At 61.6% G+C, this 21,410-nt stretch carries 17 protein-coding genes, 1 tRNA gene and 1 pseudogene; 10 read left to right on the forward strand and 9 right to left on the reverse strand.

All coding sequences use genetic code 11. From position 1 onward, the window contains the following. The first annotated feature begins 127 nt into the window (after nucleotides 1–127). Both C481_RS11160 and C481_RS11165 read left to right on the forward strand, forming a co-directional pair. Nucleotides 128–1,243 (forward strand): glycosyltransferase, encoded by a 1,116-nt coding sequence (locus C481_RS11160; protein ID WP_006109313.1) that lies wholly within the window; start codon nucleotides 128–130, stop codon nucleotides 1,241–1,243. Between the two features lie 69 nt (nucleotides 1,244–1,312). Further along, entirely contained in the window at nucleotides 1,313–2,176 is an 864-nt protein-coding gene (locus tag C481_RS11165; protein WP_049904602.1) for an alpha/beta fold hydrolase, read from the forward strand. Between the two features lie 14 nt (nucleotides 2,177–2,190). Here the strand turns inward: C481_RS11165 and C481_RS11170 are convergent, their stop codons facing one another. The 3 genes from C481_RS11170 to C481_RS11180 form a co-directional block, all read right to left on the reverse strand. Beyond that, nucleotides 2,191–3,543, reverse strand: coding sequence for a hypothetical protein (locus C481_RS11170; protein ID WP_006109315.1), 1,353 nt, complete (start codon nucleotides 3,541–3,543; stop codon nucleotides 2,191–2,193). Continuing rightward, nucleotides 3,540–4,658 (reverse strand): polysaccharide deacetylase family protein, encoded by a 1,119-nt coding sequence (locus C481_RS11175; RefSeq protein WP_006109316.1) that lies wholly within the window; start codon nucleotides 4,656–4,658, stop codon nucleotides 3,540–3,542. Before C481_RS11175 ends, C481_RS11170 begins: the two co-directional genes overlap by 4 nt. A gap of 105 nt (nucleotides 4,659–4,763) precedes the next feature. Then, on the reverse strand, nucleotides 4,764–5,351 hold the full coding sequence (locus C481_RS11180; protein WP_006109317.1) for a metal-dependent hydrolase: 588 nt from the start codon (nucleotides 5,349–5,351) through the stop codon (nucleotides 4,764–4,766). A 185-nt stretch (nucleotides 5,352–5,536) separates the two neighbouring features. Here C481_RS11180 and C481_RS11185 point away from each other — a divergent pair, with 185 nt between their 5' ends. Further along, nucleotides 5,537–5,884, forward strand: coding sequence for an ArsR/SmtB family transcription factor (locus C481_RS11185; RefSeq protein WP_006109318.1), 348 nt, complete (start codon nucleotides 5,537–5,539; stop codon nucleotides 5,882–5,884). Further along, complete coding sequence (locus tag C481_RS11190) at nucleotides 5,881–6,192, forward strand: DUF7521 family protein (protein ID WP_006109319.1); 312 nt, start codon at nucleotides 5,881–5,883, stop codon at nucleotides 6,190–6,192. The genes C481_RS11185 and C481_RS11190 overlap by 4 nt, the downstream gene beginning before the upstream one ends. Nucleotides 6,193–6,928: 736 nt before the next feature. On the opposite strand, the gene C481_RS11195 is transcribed toward C481_RS11190, so the two are convergent. Further along, on the reverse strand, nucleotides 6,929–8,422 hold the full coding sequence (locus C481_RS11195; protein WP_049904603.1) for an MATE family efflux transporter: 1,494 nt from the start codon (nucleotides 8,420–8,422) through the stop codon (nucleotides 6,929–6,931). A 609-nt stretch (nucleotides 8,423–9,031) separates the two neighbouring features. Here C481_RS11195 and C481_RS11200 point away from each other — a divergent pair. Continuing rightward, a complete protein-coding gene (locus C481_RS11200) occupies nucleotides 9,032–9,724 on the forward strand; it encodes a hypothetical protein (RefSeq protein ID WP_006109321.1) in 693 nt (230 codons plus the stop codon). A gap of 162 nt (nucleotides 9,725–9,886) precedes the next feature. Here the strand turns inward: C481_RS11200 and C481_RS11205 are convergent, their stop codons facing one another. Continuing rightward, nucleotides 9,887–10,918 (reverse strand): FAS1-like dehydratase domain-containing protein, encoded by a 1,032-nt coding sequence (locus C481_RS11205; RefSeq protein WP_049904612.1) that lies wholly within the window; start codon nucleotides 10,916–10,918, stop codon nucleotides 9,887–9,889. Nucleotides 10,919–11,106: 188 nt separating this feature from the next. Here C481_RS11205 and C481_RS11210 point away from each other — a divergent pair, with 188 nt between their 5' ends. Further along, nucleotides 11,107–12,288: a thiolase family protein gene (locus C481_RS11210; RefSeq protein WP_006109323.1), complete on the forward strand. Its 1,182-nt coding sequence runs from the start codon at nucleotides 11,107–11,109 to the stop codon at nucleotides 12,286–12,288. A gap of 23 nt (nucleotides 12,289–12,311) precedes the next feature. On the opposite strand, the gene C481_RS11215 is transcribed toward C481_RS11210, so the two are convergent. Further along, the gene (locus tag C481_RS11215; protein ID WP_006109324.1) at nucleotides 12,312–13,562 is read right to left on the reverse strand and encodes an acyl-CoA dehydrogenase family protein; all 1,251 of its coding nucleotides are present in this window, start codon (nucleotides 13,560–13,562) and stop codon (nucleotides 12,312–12,314) included. Nucleotides 13,563–13,763: 201 nt separating this feature from the next. Between C481_RS11215 and C481_RS11220 the strand changes: the two are divergent. The 3 genes and pseudogenes from C481_RS11220 to C481_RS11230 all read left to right on the forward strand — a co-directional run bounded on the left by C481_RS11220 (nucleotide 13,764) and on the right by C481_RS11230 (nucleotide 16,534). Next, nucleotides 13,764–15,315, forward strand: a pseudogene (locus C481_RS11220) (class I adenylate-forming enzyme family protein). Between the two features lie 213 nt (nucleotides 15,316–15,528). Then, nucleotides 15,529–16,341, forward strand: a complete 813-nt coding sequence (locus C481_RS11225) for an aminoglycoside N(3)-acetyltransferase (RefSeq protein ID WP_006109326.1) — start codon at nucleotides 15,529–15,531, stop codon at nucleotides 16,339–16,341. Nucleotides 16,342–16,461: 120 nt separating this feature from the next. Beyond that, nucleotides 16,462–16,534 (forward strand) — tRNA-Gln (locus C481_RS11230). Between the two features lie 258 nt (nucleotides 16,535–16,792). Here C481_RS11230 and C481_RS11235 read toward each other — a convergent pair. Genes C481_RS11235 through C481_RS11245 form a run of 3 tightly spaced genes read right to left on the reverse strand, consistent with a single transcriptional unit; the run spans nucleotide 16,793 to nucleotide 19,220 of the window. Next, entirely contained in the window at nucleotides 16,793–17,371 is a 579-nt protein-coding gene (locus C481_RS11235; RefSeq protein ID WP_006109327.1) for a hypothetical protein, read from the reverse strand. A gap of 5 nt (nucleotides 17,372–17,376) precedes the next feature. Beyond that, entirely contained in the window at nucleotides 17,377–18,267 is an 891-nt protein-coding gene (locus C481_RS11240) for an ABC transporter permease subunit (protein WP_006109328.1), read from the reverse strand. Further along, the gene (locus C481_RS11245) at nucleotides 18,264–19,220 is read right to left on the reverse strand and encodes an ABC transporter ATP-binding protein (protein WP_049904604.1); all 957 of its coding nucleotides are present in this window, start codon (nucleotides 19,218–19,220) and stop codon (nucleotides 18,264–18,266) included. The genes C481_RS11240 and C481_RS11245 overlap by 4 nt, the downstream gene beginning before the upstream one ends. Nucleotides 19,221–19,804: 584 nt before the next feature. On the opposite strand from C481_RS11245, the gene C481_RS21240 reads away from it, so the two are divergent. Next, nucleotides 19,805–21,319, forward strand: a complete 1,515-nt coding sequence (locus C481_RS21240) for a formate/nitrite transporter family protein (RefSeq protein WP_006109330.1) — start codon at nucleotides 19,805–19,807, stop codon at nucleotides 21,317–21,319. Nucleotides 21,320–21,410 lie beyond the last annotated feature (91 nt).

Raw genomic sequence — 21,410 nt, forward strand, 5'->3', positions numbered from 1 at the left:
GCAGACGGGCCGGACGACGGTACCGGTATCCGACGAGTTCGCCTCGACCGGACAGTCCGTCGAACTGGTATGCAGGTGATAACAAACCCGGTCGGTGAGCCACGTCGGACAGAGACGTGGTCTCCCCATGAACTACCTATTCTTTACGAATACGCCGGCACACGTCCATCTGTACAAACACGCAATACGCGAATTGCGCGAGCGTGGCCACGAGGTCCGCATCCTCGCCCGCGAGTACACGTGCACGGTCGAATTGCTCGAATGGTACGACCTGCCCTACGAGGTCTACGGCTCCTGTGGCACCTCGAAGGGATCGCTGTTGAGTCGGTTGCCGGCCCACTACGCTCGGGCGATCCGCCTCGCCCGTCGATTCGATCCGGATCTCATCTTCGGCATGGGCGGCTACGCAGCCCACACCGGCGCGTTGCTTCGAACGCCGACGGTGCTGCTCATCGACTCCGAACCCGCGTCGTTCGATCACACGATCTCCACGCCGTTCGCTCGCGTCGTCCTCACGCCAAATACGTTCCGCAAGGATCTGGGCGACCACCACTACGTCTTCGCGGGCGTCAAGGAATGTGCCTACCTCCATCCGGACATCTACGAGCCCAACTCCTCGGTTCGCGACCGCCTCGGACTCGACGCCGACGAACCATACGCGATCTTGCGGCTCAACGCGTTCGGCTCCCAGCACGACGTGGGCAAATCGGGGATCACGGGCACCGACCGGCGTCGGATCATCGAGCGGCTGGCCGAGGACGCGACCGTGCTCGTCTCCGACGAGGGCGGGACGACGAATCTGGAGGGCCTCCCCGCCCGCCCCTTCGACCTCCATCCAGCCCTGCTTCACGACGTGCTCGCGGAGGCCGAGTTGCTGGTCGCCGACACCCAGACGATGGTCACCGAGGCCGCGATGCTCGGCACGCCCGCGATCCGGTCGAACTCCTTCGTCGGCGACGACGACATGGGTAACTTCGTCGAACTCGAAAATCAGGGGCTGATCCGCAACGTCTCTTCGGCGGACGAAATCCGCGCCGAGATCGATACCTACCTCGGACCCGATACCGACGAAACGTGGCGCACACGACGCGACGAGTTCCTCGCGGAGACGGTGAACCTCACCGACGTGATCGTCGATGTCGCGACGGTGGACGGCCACGTCGATGAACTCGAATCAGTTCGACAGTTCGGGAACCACACGCGACAGGAACCGGCGAGTTCCGTGGGCGTCGGCAGCGACTGAGCGCGGGTTCTTCGATTGCGATCGACGTGTTTTTCGTCACCCACACAGAGCGTATCGGTAACGCGCTTCATGTCAATTTACCGTTCACGGGCGGGAAAAGCGCGGATGCTAGCGGTCTACGACGCCGCCGCCGACCGTCTCGGCGTCGATATCGACGAGCGCCGGGTCGAAACGCGACACGGGTCGACGCACCTTCTCGTTGCAGGGCCGCCGGACGGACCGCCCGTCATCGTCTTCCACGGCAGCAACGCGACCAATCCGATGACGCTCGCGTGGTACACGGGGCTGGCAGACGACTACCGGCTGATCGCACCGGACACGATCGGACAGCCGGGAAAGAGCGCGGAGACGCGCGTCGACCCGAACGGGAGCGGCTACGGCGAGTGGACCGTCGATATTCTCGATGCGCTCGACATCGCGTCAGCGTCGATGATCGGCACCTCGTACGGCGCTGGAATCGTCCTCCGGACGGCCGCCGTCGCGCCCGAACGGATCGACCGCGCTGCGCTAGTCGTGCCCGCGGGGTTCGGAACGGGCTCGCTCGCCTCGATACTGCGGGTCGGTCTGCCCGCCGCGCTCTATCGGCTGATCCCTCGCGACCGGCTGTTGGACCGCGTCTGTTCGGCGATGGTCACACGACCGGGTTCGAATCCCGTCGTCCGAGACACCATCGCAGCCTCACTGCGATATGTCGACCTCGAACGAGCGTTCCCGCAGGCGACCGCGGCTGAACTCGAGAGGTTCACCGCACCCGTTACGCTGGTCGTCGCCGAAAACGATCCGTTCTTCCCGCCCGACGAAATCGTTCCTCGCGCCCGTGACCGTCTTCAATCGCTCTCGCGTGTCGAGTGCATTCCCGGCGAGAAACACATCCTGTCGCCGCCAGCCCAGCGGCGAGTCACCGGCGTTATTCGCGAGTTCTGCAGCGGATAAGAGCGTCTGCGGTGCTATTCTCGACGCCGAGTTCGGATCGCCGCGGCCCCGATGAGGGCGACGATCACGCTCAGCGCGACGACCGGACCGAAGCCGGGCATCGGCGATTCGGTGATGGTCGACGGTTGCTGTGGCGCGACGGTGAATCCGCCGAGCGACGACACCGACGCGCTGAACTCGTAGCTGTCGCCGGTGGCGTCCCGGACGGTCGTCTCCGATTCGGCCCAGCCGTCGCCGCCCCGTTCGTAGAGGGCGAGTTCATCGGGCTCGATGCCGCGTTCGTTCAGCAGATCGGCGTCGACGCTGAACGTGACCGTCCCGGAGACCTCGCCGAGTTCGTCGTCGCTGGTGACGGAGAGATGGCCGAGCGATTGCACGTCGTCGGGTGACTCCGGCAGGCCGTCGGGCTGGTTGCTTTCGAACCGAATCGTGCTGTCGGTGTCGAGGCCAGTCGCCTCGATCCCGTCGAACCGAACGCCGTCGGTCGTTCCTGCCGTCGGCTGGAGGTAGACGGTATCGCCTTCGCTCGCGCCGTCGATCGTCGCGGTGATGCCGTCCCCTTCGGTGTCGGGACCGCTCGTATTGCCGTGGCGCTCGTACGTGACGGACGGTCCGTCGCAGGTCCCGGTTCGGATCGTCACCGGTTCGTCGAGGGAGGGAAGCGTCGCGCGATCCGGATCGTCGGCGTCGCCCGAGAGCACGACCCAGTCCTCGATTTCGCCGCCGTCGTGGAAGTCCGGATCGTACAGCTCGTCCGCGTCAGCGAACTCGGCGTCGTCGTTGAACGCCGGCTGGACGGTTAGACTGAACGGTCCGTTGAGACCGCCGTTGATCGCGCCCCCATCAGTTCTGCCCTCGGCCCAGATTAACGAGGCCCCGAGCCAGCCGTCGCCGCCGTACCATTCGGCCATGTTCGTCTCACCGGTGTAGTTGTCGTCCTGGACCGCCCACGCGCTCTCGTGGGGAACGCCGACAAATTCGAACGTGGCGATGCCGCCGGTGGTATCGCCGTCGACGCGGTCATTGACGGTGACGAGACTCAGGCCGTCAGTCCCTTCGTGAAGGAAGAGGAGGCTCGTGTTGTCCTCCTGAAGGTCCTGTGTCCCGTAGGAGCTGTACATTCGATCGGTGTCGTTGGAATGCGTTTCGTGGTTGCGGTAGTCGTAGAACGATTCGACCGTTTCGCCGGTCGAGAGCGGTTCGATCTGCTGGCAACGGTCACCCTGCTCGACGACGTACGTGTCGGTCGGCGGCGCGTTCACCTGTGAGGAGACACCGGTTTGGCCGCGCTGTTGGGCGACCCCGCCGATGCTGGCGCAGACGAGAAGGACGGCGACCGCAAGTACCGGAGCCACTCGCGCGCTCATGAGTGGGACTCACCCCGTGTTGTCGGCGAGTACGGCTGTGGCGTCGTTCGCTCGTGCTCCCCGGTCGGTGATTGCAGGTCGTACTCCGTCCCCCCGTTCCCTTGAACCGCTGCCGGTTCTGAACTCGGCTCGTCGGCGTTCGAGAGGCGAGCCGTCCGTTCGTCCTCGATTCGAGTATAGAGTTCTGCCGGCGTTCCGACCCAGCCGCCGAGTTCGAACGCGCGTTCGACCAGCCACCGGTAGCAGTCGCGGTAGCCGGGGAACTCGCGGTCGTTGAAAAACCGGGGGTGCCAGAGCACCGTCATCACCGCGTCGTTGCGGACGGCATCGAGCAACAACCGCTCGCAGGTCCGCCGGGCGGCCGCCGGGTTCGCGCCCGGATCGGGAAGCGCCTGATCCATGATCGTCAGTGGGAAGACGACGAACTCGTCGCCGAAGGGCCGGATCGGATGATACCCGTTGTGGAACCCGCACTCGGTCGTCGATCCCAGACTCGTATCGTACGCGAGCCCGAGGTCCCGATAGTGGGCCCAAGTATCGGGAACGGAGAGCCGAAGGTGGTGCTGGCGGCCGCCCGTGATCGGATGCCCGAGGACGGTTTCGAGTTCAGCTTGCTCGACGTCGAGTCGGTCGCGGTCGTCGCACGTGTGATAGGAGCCGTGGAGGCCGACCTCCCAGCCGCCGCTATCGAGGTCGCGGATGGCGGTTGCGACGTCGTCGGCGTCGAGTCGGTATCGGCCGAGGTGTTGCACCCAGTGTGCTGGGGAGAGCCACTCGCGCGGCGGCCGCGCCGCAAGCAGGTGTTGTTCGTTCAGGAAGTAAAACGCCGATCGGACGCCGAGGTCGTCCTCGAGCGCCATGATCTCCTCGAACTGCCAGTAGGGATTACCCGAGGAGAGCGCCGTTCGCAGGTGGTATCGCGATCGCCCCTGCGTTGCGTAGTACAGCGACCGAAACCCCTTGTACGGGCGGTCTACGTCGTGAGTGAGACAGAGGGCGAACTCGGCGTCGTCGGGGAGGGTCGTGACGCGGGGACAGTGGTCGGTAGTAGCCGTTTGCTCACGGGCGCGCTCGCGCTGGGCCGGTGAGCGATGGCAACCAGTCGTATCGCTCATGCTGTCTAACACGCATCGGAGCCGATATGATAGTAAATGACAACATTACGCGCGCACTGATCGTGCGACTCTCACGAACGATCGGTACCGAGACCATACCCGGTTTTAGCGACCGCTGGTGACGATTCGAACGCAGCCGCGTAGACACTCTCGGACGACCGGTGCACCGTCGTAGAGCCAGACCAGCGCCGCGATCCCGACGAGCCCGAGCTGTGCCCATCGATACGCCGGCAACTCGCCCGCCAGCAATCGTACCAGATACTGCCCGAACAGGCGCCTGAACTCGTTGATGAAACCCGAACTCGTGCCGGTCGATTCGACGGTTTCGACGGGCCACAGCAGAATGTCGAATCGAATTTGTCCGCCCCGGAAGTACGTGTCGAGCACGTCACTCGGCAAGTGCAACAGATATCCGAGGCCGAACGCGAGGCCGACGCGCGGTCGACCGGTCGACTGCGCGATCGCGCCAACGATAAGTGCGAGCGGAATCGCGATAAAAACCGAATGGGCGAGCGCGTATCCCGACTCGAAGATTCCGAACTCCCAGGCCAGTGGCTTATCGATAATATCGGGGAGCACCGACGCAAACACGACGGCGAATGCCTCGAGTCCACTCGGCGAGCGCCGATACACGAGGTGGCTGCACAGTGAGTAGGCCAGATAGCCAACGATTGCGTGTTCCCATGGCCACATCAGTGTACGCCAGCCACCTCGTCTGGTTAGTTATGCAGCTGATAACCCGTTGTGACAGCGATTCCGCCACCGACTGTGGACGCTGCCTCCCACCCGCATCGTCGATGCCGTCTGCCCGCACAGCGTTTTCTCGGTCAGAAAAACCGGACCGTTTTTCATAGCGATGCCGAAACGATCAGCTACCAGTGAGTGAGGATACCGATTTATCGACCGTTCTCTCGGTACTCGACGACGAGTACGCGCGAGAGATCCTCACACATACAAGCGTCGAATCCATGTCTGCCAGTACACTGAGTGACCGATGTGACGCGTCCCTCCCGACGATCTATCGGCGACTCGATCGTCTCGAGGAGTGCCGGCTCGTCACCGAGGAAACTGAACTCGCCCCGGATGGTAACCACTACAGCGTCTACAGTGCGAACCTCGACCGACTTGAACTCTCACTCGAGGACGGGGCGTTCGATCTTGAATTGTCCTATCACGAGGAAGATGTCGCTGACAAGTTCACCCGGATGTGGGAGGGAATGCGATGAGCGACGAAGCCGTCCCGCTCACCGATGCGACGCTGTTCGAAGTATTCACCGTCGTGAGCCTCTTTCTCGTCGCCCTCCTCGGGACGGTTATCGCCTACCAGGCTTATCGCGGTTACCGTCGGAACGATGCCGAGTCAATGCTCTACCTTGCCATCGGATTACTCTTGTTGACACTTTGTCCCTTCCTCGTCAACATCGTCATCAATACCGCAACCGATATGGCACGAATCGTGACGGTCTTTGCCGAGAATCTGAGTCGCCTTCTCGGCCTCGTCGCGATCATGTACTCGCTGTACGGCCAGCATTGATTCACCGGTATAGTAAGCCGCTGCAAGTCACTGCACATCCACTCGGCGTTGGCTGTGCGATCGGCGTGTCAACCGTTGCCGTTCGAGAGTACCGCGATAGAACAGCAGCGATCGTGATAGTGTAACTGGTTCGACAACTATAATCCGCATTCGTATTCGTGGTTGTGTTTCCCGCCTTCGTGCACTCTCGCAGGATTTACACCTTTTCTGACCGGTACAGACGGGACCGGTAAATCGAGTTCAGTTTGCGAATCGGAATCAGATTCAGTAGGTAGGGCCGAAGTGGGCGGGGAGCGAGCGCGACACTGACAGTGTAGGCCCGCTGTCGAGGGAAGTGGAGGTGAGGGTGGATTCGAACGGGAACACGGCGGTTGTGGGGACGGCCGTGCCGGGCTAGGGGTCCCGTTCGAACTGGTTCGAGAGGGGGACCAACGAGGTGCGGGATTCGATCCGTCATGTCCCCCACGTTGTTCGTTCGACTGTACCGTATTAGTGTCGGGAGGGTATTTTCTGAGTCGGAAAACGCGCGACGGGAGGGCGATCACGGTAGTGCGTTGAGAGTGAGTACTAGCGATGGAGGGTGCGAGCGCGGTACTGGCGGAGAGCACGGCAGATCGTGTGTGAACGAGGGAATCGACGTCTCGAGGGTGATGGTCAGACGGTCTGCTGTACCGATTTTCCGGCGCAACTCGGGACGGGTCGCGAGTGCGCCGGCACTAATTGACAGCAGTCCGTATCAGTCGTCACTTGGTGCTGCCTCAGGGCGGTAGCCACGGCTGATCGCCTTCCAGCGCCCGGTCGAAAACCGGTGGTAGTTGATAGCTGCTGGAGCAGCCGTCTCTGCGATAAACGAGAGGTAGAGTCCCATCAGTCCGATCGGGGCGACGTTGAGTCCTGGAAGCGGTCCGACCGCAGGGATAGCCAGTCCCTCAGCGCCCAGGTATGCGAGCGGAATCGCGAGGACGAACATGCCAATGAACTGGCTGAAGAACGGCCAGAGCGTATCGCCACTCGCTTTGAGCGCTCCCTCGGCCCCGGTCGAGACGCCCTTCAGGATGACCGCGAGACAGGCCGCGTAGATGAGCGAGACCGCAGTCGGAACCGAGATATCGGCCGGATCATCGGTAAACAGCAGGACGATCGGCTCGGCAAACACGAAGACGACCGCGGCGGCGACGACGTAGATCGCGACGGCGTACAGGATGATCTCGTGGCCGTAGCGTTCGGCGCGCCCCTCGTCGCCGAGGCCGAGTTTCTGCCCGACGAGACTCGAGGCGGCCAGCCCGAATCCCCACCCGGGCGTGTTCATCAGCCCCCAGATGCGACGGGCGATGACGTAGGCGGAAACGGTCTGTTGTCCGAACAACCCGACGATCGCGAGCATCGGGAACTCGGCGACCGTCCAGACGGACTTGCTCCCGAGAACGGGAAGCCCGATTTTCGCCAAGTCCCGGATAGACTCCTCGTGGACGTAGCTCCCGAAGGGATCGATGCTGACCGGGAACGACCCCACGCCCGGGAGTCGGCCAGCGACGAGGGCCCCGGTGAACGCAGCGGTGACGACGACGTTCGCGAGGACGGTCCCCAGCGCCGCCCCTTCGACGCCGAGGTCGAGCCCGAAAATAAGGACGGCATTGAGAACGATGTTAGAAATCGCCCCACCTGCGCGGACGATCATCGGCGTCCATGCGTCGTCCATGCCGACGAAGGTACGGCTCCCGATGAGGTTGAGCCCGGCGAAGGGAATGCCGAGGCCGACGATCTTCAGGTAGTCCGCCCCCAGTTCGATCGGCTCCGGCTCGTTCCCGATCACCGCGATCAGTTCGGTCGGGTACGTCCAGAACAGGATCGTCAGCGGCAGCGTCAACAGGATAACGAGGAGTGAACTCGATCGCACCGCCTGGCCGAGCGAGGCGAACGATTCGGCGCTGTAGCGCTGTGAGACGAGCGCGATGGTCCCGCCTGCGACGCCGCCGCCGGCCGCAAACGCGAGACCCCAGAACGGCGAGGCAAATCCGACGCCGGCGATCGCCGGTGACCCGACTGCGACGCCGACCATCGCCACGTCAACCGCGTTTTTCGACATGCGGGCGAGACCGGTGACCACTCGGGGCCAGGCCAGATCGGCGGTACGGCGCGCTCGATCGGCGTCCAGAACGCCGAGACGGGCGAGCGCGAGTCCGACCCAGTAGATACACAATCGGATCGGATTGGGAACGCGACGACTCACAAGAACCGTCTCGGCCTAGTTCGGGGGTACAAAAGTGCCTTGGCGACGCGGCAGACGCGGCCGATTTCGACTCGCTATCCCATCTCATATTCCGCATCTGATGGTACTGAACGCGATTGACGTACTCGTTCAACGAGTTGGCGAGTGCCCACGAACACATCGTTTCTCAGCGGACCGTCCCCATTGTGGCGGCAAACAGCAGAACCGCTTGTTGTCAACACCATCGTCGGTTTGGATACTGATTTCTCGGCCACTGACGAGGAAAACTGGACCGACTATCTCAGGGAAGTTGCGCAACCGGCCAGTGAGTGATTCCGACGAATTCGGCGTTCAGATCCTCGCTCGCGGGCCGGTTGAAGGACCGCAAACCCGTTCCGCCGATAGAGTTCGTCTCGTCTCGGCTTCCGTCGTTGGCGCTTCTCGAGATAGGCCTGGCCTGGTGTTTCGCTCTTACAGATACGCATATCTCGCTTCCTCCGTGCAGACTGAGCAGCAAGATCGACTGCTAGCTTCATCACGATAGGATTGGAACAGCTCGTTCGAATGAACGCTTATAATAGGTAATCCATACCCCGTCGTTTTAAATGACATTGGAATCAAATTAATCTAATGACCGGAAGTAAATCCACGGGTTCCGGAACGGGCGTTGGATTGGTCACTTCTCTTGGGATCGTTGGCCGCTACTTCGTGATCCTCGGTACACCGCTCGTCCTCGCAGCTACATTCTGGTTCCATCCCCACGCAGGCGATGATATATACACGGAACTCGCGCCGGTTTCAGACACGTGGTTCTACGTCCACATTCTTCTGTTGCCGCTATTTGGTCTTCTTGGCATTGGCGTACACTTACTCTTGGCCGAATATGAAGGCCCTCTCGCGACGGTCGGACGGATCGGAAACGCAGCGTATCTTATTTGTTATACCGCGTTCGAATCGATCGCCGGAATCGCCACTGCCGTCGTCCTTCGCGAAGCACAACACCTTCCGCCCGAACAGCAAGAGGGCGTCGCAGCGGTCGTTCAAGTACTGTTCAACGACCCTCTCAACGGCGTTGCGGGAGTCTTGGCCCTGCTAGGGATCGTCGGTAATCTCGTTGCTGTTGTTTCACTCGCTGTCCTCCTGCGTCGTTCGGGTGCGCCGCTCGTCCCGCTCGTCCTGCTGGCTGGATTGCCCATAGGCATTACCACTCACGGATCGAATCCCACGGACGTACTTAGCATTCTCCTGTTCTTCCTCGCCATCGCGTGGCTCGAACTGAGTTGGAAGCCCAGCGAAAAACAGCAAATCAGGCGGACGACCTGACCGTCCGTTCCGTCGTCGATGAACGCTGTGGTGTTCGCCCCGTCGGAAGCGTTCTTCACGAGGTCGATCTTATCCGATCGTGACACGAAGAGTCGACTGGGCCGCGTGTGGGGCGGCTCTTTGTCGCAGAGAATCGGACGGTATTGTCCTGTTTTCGGCCGACTACGGCTTCCGCTCCGGAAGCGTCGCCGTCGCCGTCCCGGTAAGGAGCGTCGTCCCGCTCGCAGTCGTCGCCTCGATAGCTGTCTCGACGGTCCCGTCTCCTGCAACGTCGGTCACCTCGCCGGTTGCGACGATCGTCTCGCCGGGAAAGACCCGCGACTGGAATCGAACGCCGAACGAGGAGATAGCAGCGCGGCCGAACCAGTCGGTGACGACTCTCGACGCAACACCGGCCGTGAACATTCCCTGGCCGAAGACGCTCTCGTTGCCCGCACTGCGGGCATAGGGTTCATCGTAGTGTATCGGATTGAAGTCACCGCTTGCGCCGGCGTACGTGACGAAGTGGCGTCGTTCGAGTTCAGTAACGACGATTGTCGGGCCGGTCTGTCCCGGGACGAGATCCTGCGCTGATCGCGGTGAGACGACGGATTCGGGGTCGGGTGTCGCTGTTCCCGTGTCGTCGGATGGCTCGCCGCCAGCCGTCGGGCCGTCGTGGGTTTCGGTACTCTCGCTCTCGCTCTCGCCATCGTCGACGGCACCCTCCGTTTCGATGGCCGTCGCGCGGTCGGTGAGGACGAGTTCACCCGACTGGTCGCGGTACTCGGTTTCGAGCACGGCGAAGGTCATCGTGCCGGCGCGGCCGCCGTCGCGCTGGTAGACGTCGGTGAGCGTCGTCGTCCCGGTCAGTTCGTCGCCGACGAGCAGCGGGCGGGCGTACTCGTAGGCCTGTTCGCCGTGGAGGACGTACTCGGGGCGAAAGCCGAGGTCGAACCCGTAGTGCCCTTCGTCGATAGCGGCCCCATCGTCCGCCCGATACCGCGGAAAGCGCTTGACGCGCGGATACGTAAGCGGTGCCGGGACGGCGTCGAGGCCCTGCTCTCGGGCGACGGACTCGTCCCGGAACGCCGGGTTCGGATCCGTGATCGCGCGGGCGAACTCGGCGACTTTCCCGGCCTCGACGCGAAAGCCCTCGACCGTTCGGTGCGAGTCGCCGATCATCGCTTCGAGTTCAGCGAGCGGTTTCGTCGGCATCGCCATCACCTCCGTCGCGTCCTGTGGTGGGCATTGCCAGCAGGGTTCGTTCGACGAACTCATAAGCGTACGCCAACCGGTGGCTGGCGAGTTCTGTCGGGTGCGCGTTGGTTCTACTGCTAGTCTCGGTAACCGCCTCTGCGGGACGTGCGGAACGTCTATAGGGGGCGCTAGAGTATTCCTGACACATGTACGACGCAGTTATCGTCGACGCTGTCCGCACTCCGTTCGGCAATCGGGACGGCTCGTTCCGCGACACGCACCCACAGGACCTGGCGGCGAAGCCGCTCGAAGCGCTCGAGCGTCGAAACGAGTTCGATCCGGAGACGATCGAGGACGTCATCTACGGCTGCGTGACGCCGACCGGCGAGCAGGGAGCGAACATCGGCCGGCTGGCGCCGATGGTCGCCGGCTGGGGCGACGGGGTCCCCGGCGTCCAACTCAACCGCATGTGCGGGTCGGGCCAACAGGCGGTCAACTTCGCCGCGACGAACATCATGGCCGGCCAACACGACGTGCTGGTCGCCGGCGGCGTCGAACACATGACTCGCGAACCGATGGGCTCGGACGGCGACGGCGTCACGGACACGTACTTCGAGTACTTCGAGGAGGTTACCACCCAGGGCGAGGGTGCAGAACGGATCGCCGAAGACTACGGGTTCACCCGCGAGGAGCTAGACGAACTCGCCGTCGACTCCCAGCGTCGCTGGGCCGAAGCCTGGGATGCCGGCCACTATGACGACCAGGTCGTTCCCGTCGAAACCGAACTCGACGGGGAGGAAAGCGAGTCGGATAGTCGAACGGAAAGTGAGACGGTCCGCGTCGAGCAGGACGAACACCCGCGACCGGATACCGATCTCGAGACGCTCTCGGAACTGCCGCTCTCGTTCCGCGAGGAGGGCACCGGCGTCCTCCATCCGGGCAATTCCTCGGGCATCGTCGACGGCTCGTCTGCCCTGCTGCTCGCGAGCGCCGAGGCCGCCGAGCGCCACGGCTGGGAGCCGATGGCCCGCATCGTCCAGACGGAAGTCGTCGGCGTCGACCCGATCACGATGCTCACCGGCCCGATTCCCGCGACGGAGCAGGTTCTGGAGACGGCCGACATGGAACTCGAAGACATCGATCTCTTCGAAGTCAACGAGGCCTTCGCTTCCGTCGTCGCAGCCTGGCTCGCGGAAACCGGCGTCTCCTGGGAGCGAGTCAACGTCAACGGCGGTGCCATCGCCCACGGCCACCCGCTCGGGGCGACCGGTGCCATGCTGCTGACGAAACTGGCACACGAACTCGAGCGAACCGGACAGGACACGGCCCTGTCGACGATGTGTATCGGGTTCGGACAGGGGATCGCGACGATCATCGAGCGAGTCTGAGGTCGCTTTCCCTCGCCGCGCGCTTACTCGTCGAGTTCGTCGACCCGCAGGTCCTCGTCGAACTGGAGGGTGTTCTCGATTTCGTCCTCGTCGACGTCTTCGAACGCCCAGCGAGCGATCGAGCGGCGGTGGACTTCGTCCGCGCCGTCGACAATACGGAACGCGCGGACGTTCTCGTAGAAGTGCGCGATCGGGAGGTCTTTCCCGATGCCGTTGCCCCCACAGCATTGCAGCGCGAGGTCGATCGTCTCCTGCGTGACGTTCGCGGTGAACATCTTCGCCATCGCGACCTCGATGCGGGCGTCGCTGCGGTCGAGTTCGCGGGCGGCGTGGCGGACCATCGTTCGCGCGGCGTGGAGTCGGGTTTCGGCGTCCGCGATCCGGTGGCGAAGCGCCTGCTTTTCTTCGAGCGTCGTGCCGAAGGCCTCGCGTTCGCTGAGGTAGGCCTTCGCGATGTCGAGCGAGCGCTCGGCCATGCCGGAGTAGCGCATGCAGTGGGTGAGCCGGCCGCCGCCGAGTCGCATCTGAGCGATCTGGAAGCCCTGGCCGGCTTCGCCGATGGTGTTCTCGACGGGAACGCGGACGTTCTCGAACTTCACTTCGGCGTGCCCGCCCTCGCGTTCCGTGATGCCGTGGCCGCCGAGGTGGGGGACGTTTCGGACGACGGTGACGCCGGCAGCGTCGGCGGGAACGAGGATGATCGAGGTGCCCTCGTAGGGGTGGGCGTCGAGGTCCGTTCGGGCCATGACCAGGTAGAAGTCGGCGTTCAGCCCGTCCGAGGTCCACCACTTGTGGGCGTTGACGACCCACTCGTCGCCGTCTCGAGTGGCCGTACTCTGGAGCATTTTCGGGTCGGAACCCCCTCCCTGTCGCGGCTCGGTCATCGCGAACGCCGAACTGATATCGCCCTGCACGAGCGGGCGAAGCCACCGCTCTTTCTGTTCGTCGGTACCGACCATCTCGAGCGTGTGCATGTTCCCCTCCTGGGGCGCATTGGCTCGGAGCGCGAGCGCGCCGATAAGCGACCGGCCGACCTGTTCGAACGAGGGGAGCATGTCGCTGAAGTCGAGCCCTTGGCCGCCGTACTCCGCAGAAACCTGCGGAGCGAACAGTTCGCGTTCTTTCGCTTGCTCCCAAAGATCCTCGATTTCGGCCATCGGAATCGGTTCCTGCGTCGCAAGCGCCTCTCGCTCGCGCGGGATGACGACTTCGTCCATGAACGACGCGACCCGGTTCGAGACGGCTTTTGCCGTATCGGAGTCGTGGTATTCCATACCCAGTCATTCCCATACTCCATTGTAAATGTACGCGCCCCGTCCAGCCACCATTGTAAACACAATCGATTCGGTCGAATTCGGATCTGACGGACGGTTACCTCCCCCATCGCACCGCACTTCGGCCCTGTCGCCGTTCTGCTGCCATCCGACGTGTCGGTCCGGGGTACGTTTTAATATTGGCACATGATACACAGGAACATGGAACTGGACGAGACGAGTAGTACCGCCAGGGAGGGCAATGCTGCACGGATACACGACGAAACGGCTCGCCATCACGGCGACGCAGTTGCCATCGAGTACCACGGAACGGAACTCACGCACGACGAACTCCGCGAGGAGAGCGCTCGGTTTGCCGGCGGACTGGCCGACCTGGGCATCGAACCCGGCTCGGTCCTCCTCCAGTACGTGCCGAACTGTCCCGCAGCCCTGATCGGCTCGCTCGGCGCGCTCAAAGCCGGCGTCGCCGTCTCCCCGGTCAACCCGCAGTACCGCCGCCGTGAACTCGCCTCCCAGCTCGAAGATACCGGCGCGACGGCGGTCTTGACCCACGCTGCGCTGGTTCCCCACCTGCGAGAAGGACTCGCGGCCGTCGACGCCGATCCGGCCGTTATCAGCGTTGCAAGCACCGACGACGACGTTCACACCTTCGAGTCAGTTCGCGGCGAGGAACGGATCGTCGAGCGAGCCGCCGATGATATTGCACTGCTCCCGTACACCTCCGGGACGACCGGCAAGCCGAAGGGCGTCCACTTGACCCATCGGAATTTTCGAACCCAGCTGTTCTCGACCCTCTCTCAGGAACAGTCTCTCGCACCCGAGACGGTCCGCAGTCTCGCCTGGCTTCCGCTGTATCACATCACCGGCTTTACGCACACCGCATGGCAGCCCCTCGTCCGCGGCGGCCGGGTGTTCCTGCGCAGCGCCGCAAACTGGGACGCCGACGCGGCGATGTCGCTGATCGAAACGGAGGCGATCACCCACTTCATCGGCGTCACCGCCATGTACGTCGACATGGTCGCGAGCGACGAGTTCAGCTCGTTCGATCTCTCGAGCCTCGAAACGGTCAGCGAGGGTGGGGCGAAGCTCTCCGTCGCCGTCCAGCAGCAGTTCGAGGAGACCGCCGGCGTCGACATCCAGGAGGGGTACGGTCTCACGGAAACGCACGGCGCGACCCACAGTCAGTCGAACTCGACGTTCGGGCCGCGCCACGGGACGATCGGGCAACCGCTACGGATGACCGACTGCAAGATCGTCGACGACGGTGGCGAAGAGGTTCCGCCGGGCGAGGCAGGTGAACTCCTCGTTCGCGGCCCGCACGTCATGACGGGCTATCACGACCGGCCGGACGCAACCGCAGCCGCGTTCACCGACGACGGCTACTTCCGGACCGGCGATATCGCCCGCCGGGACGACGACAACTACTACGAGATCGTCGATCGGAAAAAGCACGTCATCGTCACCGCCGGCTACAACGTCTATCCGAGTGAACTCGAAGAACTCCTCGCCGAACACNGGCATTCCGGACGAACGGCGCAACGAGGTCCCCAAGGCGTTCGTCGTCCCGACGCCGGACTCCGAGCCCGGTGTCGATATCACCGAATCGGACATCACGGAGTATTTCCTCGACACCATTGCAGCCTACAAGCATCCCCGAGAGGTCGAGTTCATCGACGAACTCCCGCGGACGGCCTCGGGAAAGATCCGGAAATTCAAATTGGCGACGGGTCACGGATCGATAGACGGCGAGTGACGTGTCGTTGTGAACGCCCTCGCTATTTACAGGTAATTTCTCGTATTCGTATCGCGTTCTATAGAGACGGGCCGCGGGCGAGGATACTGATATACTGATACCACTTCCACAGTCTGTGTGCCCCTCGCTCTAGCACTGGGTTTTCAGCAAGTGGTTCTCTATGGTATCGACACTAATCGGTGGTATTACGGTATCTGACCGAAACGAACGGCTATGAGCGAAGCGGACGCTGTCGATCGCGTTGCGGAGCCGGCTACCGTCTCCACACTTACCGAGGAGTTTCGTGCACTCGGCGTCGGGGCCGGCGAGGTGGTGCTCGTCCACTCGTCGCTGTCGTCGCTCGGCTGGGTGGCAGGCGATGCCCAGGCCGTCGTCGAAGCCCTTCGAAATGCGGTCACGCCCAGTGGGACGCTCGTCATGCCGACGCACACGACACAGTATTCCGACCCTGCTGTCTGGTCGAACCCGCCCGTTCCGGACGACTGGGTCGACACCATCCGCGCGTCGCGACCACCGTTCCGACCGGCCGTCACTCCGTCGCGAGGAATGGGTGCGATTCCGGAGTGTTTCCGAACCTACGACGATGTCGTCCGGAGTTCGCATCCGGTCTACTCGTTCGCCGCGTGGGGTGCGGACGCCGAGGCGGTCGTCTCCGAGCACGGGCTCGATTACGGACTCGGCGAGGACTCCCCGCTGGCGACCATCGCTGAACTCGGCGGAACGGTCTTGCTCCTCGGCGTCGGCCACGATTCCAACACGTCGTTGCACCTCGCGGAATATCGCGCTGCACTCGAGCGGGAGACGACGAGAAATACCGTCCCGATGCTCGAGGACGGCGACCGAGTGCAGCGGGAGTACGTGGACATCGCCCAGTCGACCGACGACTTTCCCGAAGTCGGGGCGGCGTTCGAACAGCAGGGAGGATCAGCAGTGACGACGGGGACCGTCAGTGTGGCGACGGCTAGGCTCCTGTCCCAGCCGGAACTCGTCGACTTCGCTGTCGACTGGTTCGAGGCGAATCGGTGATGCGGTCGGCCGCGAGCGGCGGTGAGTCGTGGGCCGACCGGTGAGCAAGACGCTGGCGAGTTGGGAGAGCGAAACAATAACTCATAAGCCAGTCTGTCGCTAACCCACAGGTGGATCCGCAGTCCCGTGGTGTAGTGGCCAATCATCTGAGCCTTTGGAGCTCAGGACGGCGGTTCGAATCCGCCCGGGACTATGAACTCGAGGTTTGAATCCTGACAGCCGTGAGCGGAGGCAGTGAGGCGGGTTTCCACGGCGAGATACGAAGTGCTGCGTTCTTGAATTGTATACGAATTTGAAGCGGCCGTGGTGAATACAGACACAGCAGTGATTGAACGTCGGCTCTCACTTCTCTCGGAGATAGCCCCTTAGATTGGCTTTGGCAGTCGTTTCATTCCACTACCTGAAACGGCCTTTGGTCGGAAGAAGTCAGTTGTAGGTGTTCTATGACGGACTAAGTTGACTTCGAGGACAGGAGATACCCACCAATACCGAACGAGATAACTGCGAGGAGGCTGGCTGCAAGGCGAAGCAATTGCGGAGTCGCACCGAGCGGCGGTGGCCCCTTTGAAAGCGTCATTAAATCGTAGCGCTGGACTTGTTCGCGGTGCTGCTCATACTCTTCGTCATTTTCGCTCGGGCCTCGATTGGACGGCTCATCCGCTGGCGGGAGATCGGCATCATCCGGTCGTTCAATCGCAATAAACCCGGGTTGGTGTTCCGGATTCTCATCCTGACGTTGTGCAAGTTCTACACTAGTCATGTAGTCGAATTCAGGGGCTCCCTGCTCTGTCGAGACGCGATACTCGCCGCCATTTTCGAGGGCTTGGACGTACAATTCTTGTCCCTTCTCGGAGAGGTTATCGTATTCGACGATCTTGGTACCCTGTTCTTCGAGCTGTTCTTGTCCGTCAGAGGTCGAATCCCTCGTGTCGTGAGTGAGCACCGCCTGCACCGGGAATAGAGCCGGCACAGTAAACAGGACGATCGCAAGGACAACGAAGGCCGTACCGAGTTTGTTGCGTGTGTTCATAGGGATCACTCTAGATCGGTTCGTTTGAACGCCCAGAATCCGACGAGAAGCGGGACAACAAGCCAGAACGCCAAAATGACAAGCGAGAACTCATCAGTCAGGTATACCGGCAGGTTGAGGTCAACGTCGGTTGCCCACATGGGTTCGTCTCCGTCCAGATTCGTAGCGCTGTCGCGGAACAATTGCTGTTCTAACCGATTGGGAACCACAAGATTAATCGCCTTCTGATATGCGAGGAACGGACTCGTGTACTGGACGGCGTTATAGAGATCAGGATTGCTCTCCATTCCCAGTAGCGACGTGTGAATTCCCTGAACCACGGTTTTAACCTGGATATCAGGGAACACGTAGAGAATGACCAAGACAAAATATGAAGCAAGTGCATTGGCGATAGCGCGGCTTCGGGAGGCTGCGGCTGCCGATACTGCGACGGCGATACTGACAAACACTGACCCGTAAAGAATCGTCAGTAGGAGGGTCCCGGCGATAACGCCGAGAGGGAACACGCCGTGTTTCGTCAGTGAAACGCTACTGGCAGCGATATACATGAAGACAACGCCTGAGGCGACGATGGCTAGTCGGCTCAGAAGCTTTCCAGTGAAGACGTCCCGTCGGGTATTCGGCAGGGAAAGTAAGAACTTGATCCCGCCGCCCTCACGTTCCCCAGCGATGGCCATGTACGTCGCAGTCAAAGCAATGATGGGCAGCAGGACTGCTAGTATCTGTGTCAACGTTCGGAACAGGCCTTGGACAGCCTCCACCTCGGTTTGCCTAAAGGCCTGGTTGCCGTAGGCCAGTACCACGGCAACCAACCCCAGTAGGACGGCAGCAGCCCAGAGTGATTTGGACCGCCGTGCTCCCTTAAAATCCTTTTTTGCGACGGTGAGCCAGCTCATACTGGCACCTCCTCGAACTCGGTGTTCGCCTCTTCCTGAGCCATCCCGTCACGACCACCGCTGGTATACTGGTTGAACAGTTCCTCGAGCGACGTCTCATCGACAGAGATGTCCACGACATCGGCTTGGTCGTCGACCTGTCTGACTATATCGGCCTTGACCGCTGGATCAGCACAGTACGCGGTCAGCGTTGTTCCCTCGATAAGTACCTCACTGACGGCGTTGAGATCGTCGACAGCATCTCTCGTCGGCTGCGTTGCACACTCCAGCATGATGCTTTCACGGCCGCCTGCCTTCTTTCGGAGTTCCTTTATCGTATCCATCGCTACAAGTTGACCCTCGGTCATGACGCCAACTCGATCGCAGACCGCTTCAACCTCCGAGAGAAGATGACTCGAAAAGAACACGGTTGTTCCGTTGTCAGCTCGATCACGGATCAACGAGCGCATGCGTTGGATCCCATTGGGGTCGAGTCCTGCGGAGGGTTCATCGAGGATAAGGAGATCGGGATCGTTGATCAAGGCCATGCCGAAGGCAAGACGCTGTTGCATTCCCGTGGAATAACTGGAAGCTTTCCGGGCCGCGTCGTCACGGATACCAACGGTGTCGAGTATCTCGTCAGGGTCGTCGTCAGCTGCCTTCGTCTCGATAGTCCACTCAATGTATTCGCGGCCGGTCAGGTGGTCGTCAAATTCGTATCCTTCTGGAAGGACGCCGATACATTCGCGGATCGCAGCAGTTTCTTCTTGGGCGTCCATCCCGAGGACCTGTGCGGATCCTTCTGTTGGCCGGATGAAGTCGAGCAACATGTTAATCGTCGTTGATTTCCCAGCTCCGTTCGGGCCGAGAAAACCGAATATCTCTCCTTTCTCAATAGAAAGGTTAAGATCATCAACAGCGACCATGTCATCGCCGAATTGTTTCGTCAATCCATTCGTCTGGATGGAGGGCATAGTTCGGTCTCTACTGAACCACTATAGTGTCTAAGTTCTTTCCGTTTCAAGCGAATTTCATATGTGCCTATCTTTGAACGCTGAGATAACGGATAGAATCCTCTGGCAAGTTCGCGCGTGCAGTGAGCACGTGAAGAACGGGACTTCAACAAAGCCGGCTGATATGGACGTTTCTGCTTCGATGCTTGGTGGTAATCCGTTTACTTCTGACGAGGAACGGGATCTGTTTCGGAGTCCTTTATCAGAGTTCAAAGCTGGGATGACTGGGATGACTGGGAGATTCAATATTCGGAGGACGGCGACGGTGATGGACCATGTAGACGAACGCCCGACTCACCAGCGTCACGGCATTTTAAGATGCAACACTCGGAACGCCAGCCCCGCTCGGAATTATCTTGTTGCGACCAATTCCGCGGGCGGCGAACCCGCTCGTAACTAGTTTGGCGCGACCGAACTCTTAGAAACGAGTTCTTCCAGTCGATTCGCCGGCCGTTCTAGCGCGAGTTCACCGGCGGCCGGAACGGCAGCGAGTGGGCCGGGGAAGGCTAAGTCCGTCAACGGTGTCGTCCCTTCCAGAAGATCAAATGAGTCGATCGACAGTCTCGACGCTTACGACTTCGGTCACGGAGCGCGATCATAGCCGCGGACCGGACGATGCGCCGTTGACGCTCGTACAGTACGCTGACTTCGAATGTCCGTCCTGCGGGAACCTATACGACGTCCTCGAGCGGCTACAGAACCAACTCGGCGATCAGTTTCGAGTCGTCTTTCGCCACTTTCCGCTCACGTCGGTCCATCCGCATGCGCTGCGCGCTGCAGAAGCGGCCGAGGCGGCCGCCGCCCAGGGAAAGTTCTGGGAGATGCACGACGTTCTCTACGAGAACCAGGGGGCGCTCGCGGCGGACGACCTGGTTCGTTACGCCGCCGAAATCGGGCTTGATACGGATCGATTCGTCCGCGAGTTAGAGAACGGCGTCCACCAGGAACGCATCGAGGCGGACGTTTCAAGCGGTGCCCAGAGCGGCGTCGACGGGACGCCGACGGTCTTCATTAACGGCCGTCGGTACGATGGGCCTGCCGAACTCGACGCGCTGCACGAGGCGATCGTTCGGGCGGGAGATATCACCGCTATCCAGGCGTCGATCCGGCATCGCGGGAGGGCGCTGCGCGATACGATCGACCGTTCACAAAGCGGGGCCCCGGCCGCGGGTGCGGCCATTCGGGATTACTTCTCGGCGGACGAGATTTTCCAGCGGATCGTCGCCACCGCCGACGAGGAGTTCAGTCGGAGCAATCGTCTGTTATTCATGAGTGGGCTGGCAGCCGGGTTCGCGGTGACGCTGACGTTTCTTGCGCGGTCGGCGGTTACTGCGGCTGTTCCGTCCGATTCGGGGGAGTTGATCGGGAATCTGTTCTATCCGGTCGGCTTCGTACTCATCGTGATGGGGCGGTATCAACTCTTCACCGAGAACACGCTCACGCCGGTCACGCTCGTGTTGACGCGCATCGCGAGTGTACGAAACCTACTTCGACTGTGGGTGGTTGTTATCGTTGCGAACGTTCTCGGGGCGGCTCTCGGCGCTCTCGTCCTTGCGACCACGGGTGTGTTCACGTCCGAAGCTGCCACGGTTGCACGGGGGTTCGGCGAACACGCGTTTGCGACCGGCTGGTGGGATCTCTTTTTCAAGGCGGTGTTCGCGGGGAACATCGTTGCAGCGATGGTCTGGCTGGTGCACGCGAGTCAGGATACGACGGCGCGCTTTCTGATCATCGTTTTTCTCATGTTCTTGATCCCGGCGACCGATCTGTTCCACTGTATTACTGGCATGTGCGAGGTGCTTTACTTCGTCTTCCGCGGGCAAGAAACGCTCTGGGCTGCCATTGTGGAATTCTTCGTTCCGGTTACGCTCGGCAATATCGTCGGCGGCGTCTTGCTGGTTGCACTGCTCAACTACAGCCAGACGGCCGAGCGGCAATACCCGGATCGAGATGCGAGCCAGCTCAAACTCTCTTGGGCGGAGTGGCTATACAGCCGACAGACGGGTCACCCTCAGTCGCCATCGTTCAGTGGCGAGAACGACGACGAATTGACTGAGTAAGATGGAGCGGGAACCGATACTGCAGTTGGCAGACGGAGAGTTCACTAGTCGGGAGCCATTGCAAGATTTCGGTTTTGAGGGGTTTAACGAA

Source organism: Natrialba asiatica DSM 12278 (genome assembly GCF_000337555.1).
Taxonomy (GTDB): domain Archaea; phylum Halobacteriota; class Halobacteria; order Halobacteriales; family Natrialbaceae; genus Natrialba; species Natrialba asiatica.